This is a genomic window from Succinivibrio sp., from assembly GCF_045124615.1.
In the GTDB taxonomy this organism is placed as follows: domain Bacteria; phylum Pseudomonadota; class Gammaproteobacteria; order Enterobacterales; family Succinivibrionaceae; genus Succinivibrio; species Succinivibrio faecicola.
This window is the reverse complement of sequence record NZ_JBGVMC010000053.1, coordinates 1-12,739: the sequence shown is the minus strand read 5'-3', so window position 1 is coordinate 12,739 and position 12,739 is coordinate 1. Positions and strand designations below refer to the sequence as shown.

Below are 12,739 nucleotides of genomic sequence, written 5' to 3'. Positions count from 1 at the left end.
AACTTATTTATTTTACTAAGTATTTTTATATCTACGGATGCCTTTTGTCAGATAAGGTATGAAGCTCCTATTGATCCTAGTGCCAAAAAACTATGGTCTAATGATTCAAGTAGAGTCAAATGTTCACTGATTTTTGACATTCCATCATACGGTTTTGCCTCTTTTGTTACCTATTCTGGCAGAAATTTGCGTTCTGCTATGGTAATTGTTCCTAAACTTGGTATCCGTGAGCCAAGTGTAATGCGTTTTATTTCAGCAAAGCCAAGCTGGCATTCACATGCAAATGAGACTCTTCTTGGAAAAATCGATCTGTATGAGGGATTCAGACCTTATATAGGACCTACTTTGTCCTGGAAGATTTTAACATCACTGTCTGATGGTAATCAGATCTTAATGCCATATACTGATAAAAAGCTTGCAAACGGACAGAACATCATTCCATCATTAAGTCCAATAGGATTTGATGATGCTTTTAAAAAGTATCTTTCATGTCAGGAGCAGCTAATAAGAGTTAACTTTAATGACATAAAGATGACTCCTCTTGTATTCAGAGTTAAAACTGATGAGTTAACTGCAAAATCACAGAGAATTTTAAATGAGCAGCTTGAATATCTAAAACATGATCCTTCAATTATAAAAATCTCAATTAGAGCATATGCCTATGATATGGAGAAGGCTCCTGAGAATGTATCTTTAGCGCATGACAGAGCAGAGATGCTAAAGAAAGCCTATACTTCAATAGGTATAAAAGAAGATATCATTGAAATTGTTCCATTTAATTCACTTACATTAAATACCAAAGAGAGTAATCCTGTTGCAGATACTTCCGTTACGGCAAGAAATGCTCTTATAACACTTGAAAGAGACAATGCCATGATTAACAAAGATATGGAAGTTAACGTACCTGATGTAGGTGCAAACACTGGTGAGAATGATTAGCTTTAGAGGTTTTTATGGCTGATAAAAAACCAATTAAAAAAACATCACTGTTTTTTAGAATAAGAAGATACTGCAAGAAAAATACAATAAAGGTTGCTTTTGTAGCTCTTCTTACTTGTTTGGTTATAGGCAGTTCTCTTTTAACCTATGGTCTTGTTTATTACAATTCAGCTCAAAGACAGAGTTATGTTGTAACTGGCGTTAAAGCCATGATTGATGGTAACTTCCATAAAGCCCAATCAATTCTTCTTCGTGCTGCAAAAAAGAAAGGCGCACCAGAAGCCTACCCTTTTTTAGCCTGGATATCTGCAAGAACTGGTAACTTCAACAAGGCTCTTGAATATTCAAGAGAGTGTGCAAAGTACAAGAACCTATATGGTGCTTATGAAATCATGGGTAATTTGGCTCTTTTAGGTTATGGAAATGCCCAGGGTGCAGGCTCTGCTGTATTTTTCTATCAGGAAGCACTAAAGGGTTATACTCCTGAATATATACAAAAATATAAGCCAATGCTGAAGTTTCTTGAGCGTTCAATCCCATACTGCATGAACGTTCAGGACTACGTAAGAATAGTTGATGAGGCATTAAAAGAAGGATCAAGGGTTGCAAACCTGTATAGAGGTGATATCGATTTTTTAGGCCTTGAACATGATCTTTCACCAAGATCTGCTATGAATTACTGGGAGAATGCAAAAAATAAAGGCATTATAGAAGCTCAAAGCAGGATTGCAGGTATGCTTTGGCATGGCTATGGAGTCAACAGAAATATTAAAAAAGCTCTTGAACTGTATGAGGACAGTGCAAAAAAGGATGAACCAATAGCTAACTACTCACTTGGACTTATTAAGTTCAGACAGGGTAAAAAAACTTCATATGCAGAAGGCATGAGGCATATGAAAAATGCTGCAAAACAGAATTATGGACCAGCTCTTACAGCAGTAGGAGTGATGGCCTATACTCACAATTATGATAGAAATCCAAAAATTGTTAATGCAGTTGCAGACATTTTTAAGCAAGCATATGATTGCGGCGATCCAACCGGCGGTATTCTTTATGCACTTATGCAGAACGCTGGTATAGGTGTTCCTGAAGATTACACTGCAGGTCTATCATTGCTATATGATATTAAGAATATAAATGAGGACTCTGTAGTAGGCTTAATCAAATATTACACATACACGAATAAGCCAAATCATAAAATGCTGTTTGAGCAGGTAGTAGAGCTTTGCAAGAGAATATATTTTGGTGATCTTGTTTTCATTGAAGGTGCTCCAGAGGCAACATCCTATTTTGAGAATCGAGAAAAGAATTCCACATTCTTTAAAACATGCTCTGAGGATAAGACATTAAATGACGAGTATCATGTTATAACCATGGGAAAGAATTACGTCTATAAACTTGAAGATCCTGCAATTGTTCAGATTGAAAGTGTACCTCTTTTTTATCATGACATTTACAAGATCCTTGTTATGTACAACCCAACAACAGGTGCATCAGCATTTACTCCTAAAATGGTGGTTAGAATAAATGCAACAGTGCCAAGACTTCCTCGTGAGTATGACAAGTTCAACTTGAAACTTGATGCTATCGAAAGAAAATTTTAGGCACCAATTGCATTTTTAAGAAAAAAATACAAATTATTCTCTATCAAGAGTCCTTTATTTCTTTTACGTCGGTAAAAAGGCTGTATTAACCAATGGTTTTATTAAGAAAACTCAGAAAACTCCACGAAAAGAAATAGAGATTGCAAAAAAAATACAGAGAAGATTTTTTAAGAAGGAGTAATGAAAATGAGTAATAAATTTGAAGATTTTCTTGCAGAGCAGCTAAAAGATCCAAAAGTAAAGAAGGAATACGATGCATTAGAGTCAAAATATGCTCTGATTGAAAGTATTATTCTTGCTCGTAAAGAGAAGAATCTTACTCAGAAGGAGCTTTCCGAACTGACAGGTATTACTCAGGCCGATTTGTCTAAAATTGAAAACGGTAATGTCAATCCTTCTTTGAATACACTTTTAAAACTTGCAAATGGTCTTGGAAAGAAACTTCAGGTTTCTCTAGTTTAATTTTTCAAAACACTAGTTGTCTTTCTATGATCTGCAGGTAAAAAACTGCAGATCCCTCTTTTGAAAAAATCATGCTCAGTACAAATACATGTGGGATTATATAGAAATACTGCCAATTACTTATTAATCGACTGAACTAAGGATCAGTTAGCTGAATTAATTATCCCATATTAAACTATATAGAGGATAATGATATGGCACGTAAAAATAAGTATTCAGAACAAAATGTAATATTAACGATTTTGAGCTTACAGGCTTTACTGTTTTTCTAAAAAGTCAGCTTGAATCATATAAAATGCCTGAGATAAGGATAATTGAGTCAATTCCAAGAACTGAAAAAGGCAATGTGAGTTATGTTCTGTTGAAAGGATATATTTGACAGATCACCATGGCTGGAGCCTGGTAATCTGTCAATTATTTGAAAAAGTTTGATAAAAGTAAAAAAAATAAAAAAAATCTTAGTATACATAACGCAATATTGCACAAAACATTCCTTTGTGCATTTTTTATGCAAATATAATCAGAGATGGTTCTTTCGATAATTAGGAGTTCATATGACTCTTACAATGAAAAACAAGCTGGTTATATTTACAGCTGTTACTATCTTTATCACTATCTTTGTTATGGGACTTTCCTCATATATCATGACAAAGGAGCTGTTCTTGCAGTCAGAAAAAGAACAGGTTTTGCCTTCACAGCTTGAAAAGCTCTCATCTCAAATTGAAGGTGAACTTCAAAAGCCATTGATAATCTCAAGAGCAATGGCAAAGGATATCAATCTTATTAAATGGCTGAAAACAGACCAGAGTGATGATTCCTACATTATCAGTTATCTAACCTCTGTAAAGAATGCACACAATACAACAGCAGCATTTTTTGCAAGTTCAAAATCTTTAAAGTACTTTGGTTTTGACAGACTCATAAAAGTTCTTAAAAATGGTGATCCTAAGGATAACTGGTTCTTTGATGTAATATCTGCAAAAGAGGAGTATCTTTATAATCTTGATACGGATGAGGCAAGAAACAATGCATTATCTGTTTTTGTTAACTATAAGATTAGAGAAGGTAACAAAGATCTTGCTGTGACAGGTGTAGGTCTGTCATTAGATGTTTTGTCAGAAAAACTCAATGAATTTAACAAACAGGATATGCAGCATCTTTATCTTGTAAATTCTCAAGGCAAAATTGCATTAGGTGCAAGAAATAAAGATCAGAAAAAAATCTGCGATGATGAGAGTATTCAAAAATCTCTGCTAAATGGACAGGCTAATGCACCAGTTGATTATAAAAGAGGATCAGAAAGTTATTTTGCAGTAAGCAAGCTTATTCCATCAGTAAAATGGATCCTTGTTCTTGAGGTTAAAAAATCAGTTATTACAGATACAGTAGGCCACATACAGGCAAGTATTTTTATCACAGGTTTTATCTGCCTGTTTATTCTCAGTGCCCTAGGCGTGGTATTTGTAATAAAACTGTTCAATCCATTTGTCCTTATAACAAGACAGATTGCATCACTTGGATCAGATCTGTCATATAGAATCACACATTCCTCAAGAGATGAGATAAGCTATATTGCACATGGATTCAATAAATTCATGATTTCTTTAAATTCCTTGGTTAAGAAGAATCTTCTTATCTCAAAAGAGCTGTATACAAGCTCTGTTGATTCACACAAATGTGCAGAAAATGCAAAAGAGTCATTAGGTACACAGCTGTCAAAATCAAGAATGCTTGCAGAAGCAATCAAAGATCTGTCAGAGGCTTCATGTGAGGTTGCAAAACATGCAGAAAATGCAGCAGGTGCAACTCATACAGCAGCTGATACTACAGAAGAAGGTCAAAGACAGGTTGTAAATATGGTTGAATCATTTACACATATGGCAAGTGATATTGATACAGCTGTAAGCAAGATTGAAAACCTAAAAGAAGCAATAGTAAAGATTGAACTTATTCTAAATGTGATTTCATCAATTTCCGAGCAGACTAATCTTTTAGCTCTAAATGCCGCTATTGAAGCAGCTAGAGCTGGTGAGGCTGGTAAGGGCTTTGCTGTTGTAGCTGATGAAGTTCGCTCTCTAGCTACAAAAACACAGAGTTCAACAATTGAGATTACATCTGTTATCTCAGATATTCAGACAAAGGCAAAAGAACTTGAAGAGTTCGTATCAGGATCTCAGCTAAAGGCAAGAGAGAGCATAAATGCAGCTTCTCAGACTAAAGAGGTTCTAGCATCGATTGTTGAGATAACAAATAATATAAATTCTATGATTTCTAATATTTCACTGGCATCTGAAAAACAAAGTTCAGTTGCATCTGAAATTCTAGAAAGTACCAATGAGATTATGACAATTGCAACTGATGTTGAAAGAATGATGAATTCAAATACTGATCTTGCAAATCGTCAAAAAGATCTGGCAACAGAGCAGAAACGAGAACTTGAAAAGTTTAAACTTGAATAATTCTTTTTCGAAAATAAATTTATAGAGGATCTTAAAAACAGTATTTTAGTAGTATAATCTTTAAATAGCTTGTCGGAGTGCCATTGGCTGAGATTGCATCTGCAAAATCCGTTAAGACCTGATCTAGTTAATACTAGCGTAGGCAACAAGGTATTTCTTCGGCAGCTTTTGTTTTTTTATCTAAAAAAAGGGTATGCCGATATGGCTCATCAAGTTATTAATAATGTATTCACACCTGATGTTGAAAAAGTAATCATAAAAGGTGATTCAAACGATATTCAGGTTCCTTTCAACAAAATAAATCTATCTGATTCATCAAGTCTTTTGACATCTACAGTTGAAGGCATTTGCGAGAATAATAAGCTAAGACAGATAAGCCTTGACTATGCTCCTTATGTGCAGGATGGTAAAGCAAAAAAGGTTAAGAAAACCCTTTTAGAAAGAGCAAAAGAAGGTGAAATCACCAAGCATATGAAATATGTTTCCATAAGAGAATCATATTCAAATGATTTGAACAGAAACTTCAAGGATGAGACTGTACTTGAAGAAATTGTTAAAGGTGAGGCTGTCATTCCATGCAATGTGAATCATGAAGAGTGTGAAAGCATGATTATCGGCAGAAGATTCTCTGTAAAAATCAATGCTAATATCGGTGCTTCTTCAATGTCATCAAATTTTGATGAGGAAATAAAAAAACTTAAGCTTGCCTTAAAATACGGTGCTGATACTGTAATGGATCTGTCAACTGGTATCGATAACCTTCAGCAGTTAAGATCTGCAATTATTCATGCATCCCCAGTACCTATAGGAACTGTTCCTGTATATGAGGCTCTTGATAGAGCACATGGTGACATTTCTTTATTAAACTTTGATATGTTCAGACAGACTGTAATCGATCAGGCAAGAGCAGGTGTTGATTACTTTACAATTCATGCAGGATTAAAATCTGATTTACTGCCATATGCTGCAAAACGCAAACTTGGTATTGTCTCTCGAGGCGGTTCTATCATGGCATCAGCCATGTTAAGACAGCAGTGCGAGAATATGGCTTTTGAACATTTTGATGATCTTCTTGAGATCTGTCATGACTATGATGTTGCCTTATCCTTAGGTGACGGTCTTCGCCCTGGCTGTATTGCAGATGCTTGTGACAAGGCTCAATACGGAGAGCTTGAATATATAGGCGAACTTGCAAAAAGATGTTTTGACGCTGGAGTGCAGTGTTTTATTGAAGGTCCAGGTCATGTGAATATGAATAAGGTTTATGAAAACCAGGCTCTTCAGGAAAAATTCTGTAACAGAGCTCCTTTCTATACATTAGGACCTTTAGTGACTGATATTGCTCCAGGTTATGATCACATTACATCTGCAATCGGTGGTTCTATGATCGCATCCTACGGTACAGCAATGCTGTGCTATGTAACACCATCAGAGCATTTAGCACTGCCAGAGGAGAAAGATGTTAAAGATGGTCTTATTACCTACAAACTTGCAGCTCATGCAGCAGATCTTGCAAAAGGCCTAAAAGGTGCACAGTTACGTGATGATGCAATGGCAATGGCAAGAGCTGATTTTAGATGGTTTGACCAGTTTGCATTAAGCCTTGATCCTGAACATGCTTATTCAGTATGGGCAAAACAGATGGGAGATGAATGCTCTAAAAAGCATGATGTGGCTTTCTGTTCAATGTGCGGCCCAAGATTCTGTCCTATAAGATTAAATAAAAAACTCAAGGCTGCATACAATGAACAGTAATGAGAAGGTTCTTGTCATAGCAGGACTTGACAGTTCATCAGGTGCAGGTCTTGTCTCTGACTGTATAACAATAAGAGATTTTGGGTGTTATCCATTAAACTGTGTGACAACTCTTACAGCTCAGTCTTTTGACAGAATCTGCAGTGCAAAGAGTGTTGATTTTAACATGTTTAAAGACACTCTTGATGTTCTTGTATCTGACAATAAGAACATTAAGGCTGTAAAGATTTCTTTAGTATCAGATCTTAACTTTATAGATTATCTTATTGAAAAACTATCTACACAGTTAAAAGGTGTGAAGGTGGTTTTTGATCCGATATTAAAAGGAACTAAAGGATCATTAAATTCTGCTGATATAAAGTCAGTACTCAAAAAGTTCCTGCCTTATGTTGATATCTTTACTCCAAATCTTGAAGAGGCTGAATATCTGTCAGATTCAAAGATTAAAACAGATGGTGATATTCAGTCAGCAGCAGCTCTTTTCAGATCATATGGTGCAAAATCTGTAATCATAAAAGGCGGCCATTCTTCAGATGATGAGTTCTGCTCTGATTATTTTCAATCAGATGAATTCACTTTTGTTTTAAGACAGAAAAGAACATCAAAAGCAGGTGTTCATGGAGGAGGCTGCGCTCTTTCATCTGCACTTGCTGCACTTCTTGCTAAGAACTTCGCTATGCATGATGCTGCAGTTATTGCCAATGCATATACAACAAAAGGTGTAAGAGAGCCTGATTTAGCATCTGAAAATCTTGTAAGGGCTCCTTTTGGTCATCATGGACTTAATCTTGATTTGAAGGATATGCCAGAAGTTTTTCAGTTAGGCTTTCCAAGCTCAAAAGAGAGTTTTGCTCCATGTCCTTTAAAAATGGGACTTTATCCTGTAGTTGATTCTTATGAGTGGATTGAAAGACTTGTAAATCTTGGAGTAAAGACAATTCAGCTTAGAATCAAGGATAAGCAAAGAGATGATCTTTATTTGCAGATTCAAAAATCAGTTGAGTTTTGCAAAGAGAAAAAAGTCCGTCTGTTTATTGATGATCATTATGAGCTTGCAATAAAGGCTGGGGCCTATGGTGTACATCTTGGAATGGAGGATCTTCTAAAGGCTGATGTTGAAAAAATAAGACAATCAGGGCTTAGACTCGGTGTTTCAACTCATGGCGCTTATGAAACATTAAAAGCTGTATCCTTAAAACCATCCTATATTGCTCTTGGACATATTTTTGAAACTCAGTCAAAGATTATGCCATCAAAACCTCAGGGAGTTTATAAGTTAAATCTTCTAATGAGAATTTTAAAGAGCGCGTTTTCAACCGTTGCCATCGGTGGAATCAAGCTAGATAACGTTAAATCAGTTGTTCAAACTGGAGTAGGAAGCGTTGCTCTTATAACAGGTATTACAAAGGCAGATGATGTAGATTCAACTGTAAAACAGTGGCTTGAAATCTGCTCTGATGGAGGTGAGAGTTCATGGAAATAACATTCAATCAGTCAAAAAAGGAAAATATTAAGGAAAAGACCACTATCAGTGCCTTTTTAAAAGATCATGACCTTTTAAAAGAAGGTGTTGCAGTAGCCTTAAATGGTGAGATTGTCAGAAAAGCTGATTTTGAAAAGACTGTTTTAAAGGATAATGACAGCCTGGATGTTTTTAATATGGTCTGTGGAGGTTAAAAATGGCTGATAAACTTATATTAGCAGGTAAAGAATTTGACAGTAGACTTATTATTGGTACAGGTAAGTACGCATCAGGTGAAGCTCTAAAAGCTTCAGCTAAAGCCTCAGGTGCACAGATTGCAACTATGGCTATCAAAAGAGTAGACAGTACCAATCATACAGATGAAATTGTAAAGCCTTTAACAGATCTTGGTATTACTCTCATGCCTAATACTTCAGGTGCCAAAACTGCTAAAGAGGCTGTTTTTGCAGCAAAGCTTGCAAGAGAGGCTTTAGGTACTGACTGGGTGAAAGTTGAGATCCATCCTGATGTAAGATATCTTCTGCCAGATCCTGTTCAGACTCTTAAAGCATGTGAAGAGTTAGTAAAAGATGGCTTTAAGGTTTTTCCGTATATTCAGGCAGATCCAGTGCTTGCAAGATTACTTGAGGAAATCGGCTGTAGCGCTGTAATGCCTCTTGGTTCACCAATAGGCTCTGCGCAGGGACTTAAAACAGAATCAATGCTTGAAATTATTATTGCAAATGCACATGTCCCTGTAATTGTGGATGCAGGTATTGGAGCACCATCAGATTGTGCAAAAGCTCTTGAAATGGGCGCTAGTGCTGTAATGGTAAATACTGCAATTGCAGCTTCTGCTGATGTAGTAAAAATGAGTGAGGCATTCAAGTATGCACAACTTGCAGGTCGACTTGCATATGAGGCAGGTTTAGCTGCAAAATCAAGTTCAGCTGTAGCAACATCTCCTATGGAGGCCTTTTTAAAAGAGGCAATGAAGTAATATGAGCTTTTTTGATGTAATTTCAAAAGTTGATACAGACAGTTTTATAAAACTTGTAGAATCAAAAACTGATGCTGATATAGAAAAGGCTCTTTGCAAGAATTCACCTCTAGATCTTGATGATTTTGCTGCTTTAATTTCAGAAAGAGCAAGAAAGAATTATCTTGATGTTATGGTAAGAAAATCCATGCAGCTGACAAGAAAACGTTTTGGTCGCTGCATGAATATGTATCTGCCTTTATACCTTACAAATCTTTGTTCAAACAAATGTGCCTACTGCGGTTTTAGTGTTATGAACAAATTTAAAAGAGTTGTTCTTACACTAGATGAGATAGAAGAGGAATTACAGGCAATGAACAAGATGGGATATTCAAATATCCTTCTTGTATCTGGTGAAAATTCAAAGAGAGCTGGTATTGATTATTTTGCATCAGTTCTTCCTTTGGCAAAAAAATATGCAAACTACCTTCAGATGGAAGTTCAGCCTCTTGAAACAGAGGAATATGCATTATTAAAATCTTTAGGTCTTGATGCTGTGTCTGTATATCAGGAAACATATAATCCTGATTGTTATAAGAAAGTTCATTTAGGTGGAAAGAAAGCTGATATGAAGTATCGCCTAGAAACACCTGACAGACTTGGTATGGCTGGTATAGACAAGGTTGGTTTAGGTGCCCTTTTAGGTCTGTATGACTGGCGATCAGATCTGTGTTCTCTTGCTATGCATGTTCTTTATATGAGAGACAGATATTGGAAAACAGCACTGTCAATTAGTTTCCCAAGACTACGTCCTGCAGCAGGTGGTTATGAGCCTCATTCTCCTGTATCAGATGCAAAACTTCTTCAGATTATTTGCGCATGGCGTATTTTTGATAATGAGCTTGATCTTACTATTTCAACAAGAGAATCTGCTCAGTTTAGAGATCTGATTTTACCTGCAGGCATTACAGCAGTTTCAGCAGGCTCTTCTACAGAGCCTGGTGGTTATGCACACAAAGGTAAGAATCTTGAGCAGTGGACTGTAAATGATGATCGTTCTGTGCAAGAGGTAGTTGCCGCAATGGAAAAATCAGGATTTGAAGCTGTTTTCCATAATGCTTCTGCAACTTATTTCAAATGTGTATAATGCCTTTGTAAAAAACAGGAGTTCATATGGCAAAGGTTCAGAAAAAAGGCTTAACAAGAATCGTTAATGCTGCAAAATATTCAATGAAAGGATTCAAAGCTGGTCTTATAAATGAGGCTGCAATCAGACAGGAATTTTTACTTGCTATAATTCTGACAATTACATCTGCTTTTATCTATGGTTCAGTAACACAGCTTATTTTGCTGATTGTTATGCCATGGCTTACAGTCTGCGTTGAGTTATTAAACTCAGGAATTGAAGCTGTAGTTGACAGAATCGGTCCTGAATTTCATGAATTATCAGGCAGAGCAAAAGATTTAGGTTCAGCAGCTGTATTTGTTATGCTTATTCTGACATTGTTTACATGGACAGCGATAATTATTGAGAATTATTATTTCTGATTGACTTCATGGATAATAACGAGCTAATTATGAATAGGGCAATTGAACTTGCCCTTGAAGCTGAAAAATTAGGTGAGGTTCCTGTTGGAGCAGTAATTGTTGATGATAATTTTAATATCGTCGCAGAAGGCTTTAACAGAACCATAACTGATCATGATCCTAGCGCTCATGCTGAAATTGTTGCATTAAGAAAAGCTGGTATAAAATTGTCTAACTACAGATTGGTTGACCTTTCAATTTATGTGACATTAGAGCCATGCTGTATGTGCGTTGGTGCTCTTATTCATTCAAGAATAAAAAATGTATATTTTGGTGCTTATGATAAGAAAACTGGTGCATGTTCATCAGTGTTCTCTTTATCAGATGATATAAGACATAATCATCATTTAAATGTAAAGGGAGGAATACTTGAAAATGAATGTGCACAGATACTTTCTTCGTTTTTTAAAAGACGAAGACTTGAAAAGAAAAATGCTAAACTTTTATATTCTTCTTAAGACAGTAAAATTCAAAAACTTTGTAAAATCATTCTGATACAGCAAATTGTTTTGCAAATAACTAAATCATGCAAAGTTCATATCTGTAATAATTGTCAGATCTTTTGCTTTTTAAATAAATACACAAACTGTCTGATTATTTAACCTTTTTCACTTCTATATAGCAGTCTTTCTTATAGAAACAGATTGCATAGCAGTAGATTGTTTTAATATTAACCTTCTTAAGAAAAGGTTCATAATATTTATTTTTCTCTATCTGATCTAAAGCTACTTTTGTATCTTGTAAAAAGTCATCATCACTTGCTGATGATTTTATTTCTATAACTACAGCTTTATTTTCATCAGCGTTTTTAAAGACGATATCAGCATAACCATCACCAGATTCACTGTTTGACTGGTAATCACTTATGCTATCAGAACAGTTTGTGAACACACCTGATAAGAATCCATGATAGAAGTTCTCTTTCTTTGCCTTTGTTGCAAAATCTCTTACAGATACATATCCTTTAAGTAGCTTTTTTAAATTGATTTTTGCTGTTTCACAATCACCTTCAAACAGAGCTTTAGCTATAAGCATAGCCTTATTCTCACCTTTAGTTGATGATTCTTTAAAATGCTTTAGTATATTTACCTCAAAACACTTTCTGATTTCTCTGTTTGGAATTTTAAGAGAATAGATAATCTCACCATTCTCTTCATTTACAACTCTATAACCATCAGATGTCAGATATCCTGTATGCAAAAGAAGGGAGAAGAAATCTATCTCTTCATGTTTTGATAAGGTGTCATAATTCATTGAATCATTGATATATGTTTCAATACTCAAACCATCCATCAGTGACTGCATCTTGTCTGTTGCCTTATCAGTCAGATATCCTACATATGATAATAAGGCATTACTTGAGGTTGAGTTTATCCAGTAGTTTCCAGGTATTATTGTTTTTCCTGAGCCTATCTTATCTAATGACTCTGCTATAAAGTTGACAACATCCCATGGACAGAACATCTCTTTTTCATTGAATCTGTATCCATCA

The 12,739-nt window shown here is 35.5% G+C and carries 12 protein-coding genes, 1 pseudogene and 1 riboswitch; of the genes and pseudogenes, 12 read left to right on the top strand and 1 reads right to left on the bottom strand.

The genetic code is table 11. The features are described 5' to 3' along the window. The 12 genes and pseudogenes from ACJML3_RS01400 to tadA form a co-directional block, all read left to right on the top strand. On the top strand, positions 1-939 hold a 939-nt coding region (locus ACJML3_RS01400; protein ID WP_406019975.1), incomplete at its 5' end, for an OmpA family protein. Between the two features lie 14 nt (positions 940-953). Beyond that, on the top strand, positions 954-2,543 hold the full coding sequence (locus tag ACJML3_RS01395; RefSeq protein WP_219937967.1) for a tetratricopeptide repeat protein: 1,590 nt from the start codon (positions 954-956) through the stop codon (positions 2,541-2,543). A gap of 94 nt (positions 2,544-2,637) precedes the next feature. Beyond that, positions 2,638-2,724 (top strand): annotated as a pseudogene (locus ACJML3_RS01390) (type II toxin-antitoxin system RelE/ParE family toxin); the annotation flags it as partial. Between the two features lie 5 nt (positions 2,725-2,729). After that, positions 2,730-3,005, top strand: a complete 276-nt coding sequence (locus ACJML3_RS01385; protein ID WP_406019972.1) for a helix-turn-helix domain-containing protein — start codon at positions 2,730-2,732, stop codon at positions 3,003-3,005. A gap of 554 nt (positions 3,006-3,559) precedes the next feature. After that, complete coding sequence (locus ACJML3_RS01380) at positions 3,560-5,464, top strand: methyl-accepting chemotaxis protein (RefSeq protein ID WP_406019970.1); 1,905 nt, start codon at positions 3,560-3,562, stop codon at positions 5,462-5,464. Between the two features lie 63 nt (positions 5,465-5,527). Next, positions 5,528-5,626: riboswitch (TPP riboswitch) on the top strand. Between the two features lie 39 nt (positions 5,627-5,665). Then, the gene (thiC, locus tag ACJML3_RS01375) at positions 5,666-7,219 is read left to right on the top strand and encodes a phosphomethylpyrimidine synthase (protein ID WP_406019968.1); all 1,554 of its coding nucleotides are present in this window, start codon (positions 5,666-5,668) and stop codon (positions 7,217-7,219) included. Further along, positions 7,209-8,702, top strand: a complete 1,494-nt coding sequence (gene thiE, locus ACJML3_RS01370; RefSeq protein WP_406019967.1) for a thiamine phosphate synthase — start codon at positions 7,209-7,211, stop codon at positions 8,700-8,702. Before thiC ends, thiE begins: the two co-directional genes overlap by 11 nt. Continuing rightward, a complete protein-coding gene (gene thiS, locus ACJML3_RS01365) occupies positions 8,693-8,896 on the top strand; it encodes a sulfur carrier protein ThiS (RefSeq protein WP_406019965.1) in 204 nt (67 codons plus the stop codon). The genes thiE and thiS overlap by 10 nt, the downstream gene beginning before the upstream one ends. Before the next feature lie 2 nt (positions 8,897-8,898). After that, complete coding sequence (locus tag ACJML3_RS01360) at positions 8,899-9,681, top strand: thiazole synthase (RefSeq protein ID WP_406019963.1); 783 nt, start codon at positions 8,899-8,901, stop codon at positions 9,679-9,681. A 1-nt stretch (position 9,682) separates the two neighbouring features. After that, positions 9,683-10,807 (top strand): 2-iminoacetate synthase ThiH, encoded by a 1,125-nt coding sequence (thiH, locus tag ACJML3_RS01355; protein ID WP_406019961.1) that lies wholly within the window; start codon positions 9,683-9,685, stop codon positions 10,805-10,807. Positions 10,808-10,833: 26 nt separating this feature from the next. Further along, positions 10,834-11,208 (top strand): diacylglycerol kinase, encoded by a 375-nt coding sequence (locus ACJML3_RS01350; RefSeq protein WP_219937691.1) that lies wholly within the window; start codon positions 10,834-10,836, stop codon positions 11,206-11,208. An 8-nt stretch (positions 11,209-11,216) separates the two neighbouring features. Further along, the gene (tadA, locus tag ACJML3_RS01345) at positions 11,217-11,705 is read left to right on the top strand and encodes a tRNA adenosine(34) deaminase TadA (RefSeq protein ID WP_219937690.1); all 489 of its coding nucleotides are present in this window, start codon (positions 11,217-11,219) and stop codon (positions 11,703-11,705) included. 136 nt (positions 11,706-11,841) lie between these two features. Here the strand turns inward: tadA and ACJML3_RS01340 are convergent. Further along, positions 11,842-12,739 (bottom strand): PD-(D/E)XK nuclease domain-containing protein (locus ACJML3_RS01340; protein WP_406019958.1); only part of this gene is annotated, 898 nt, incomplete at its 5' end.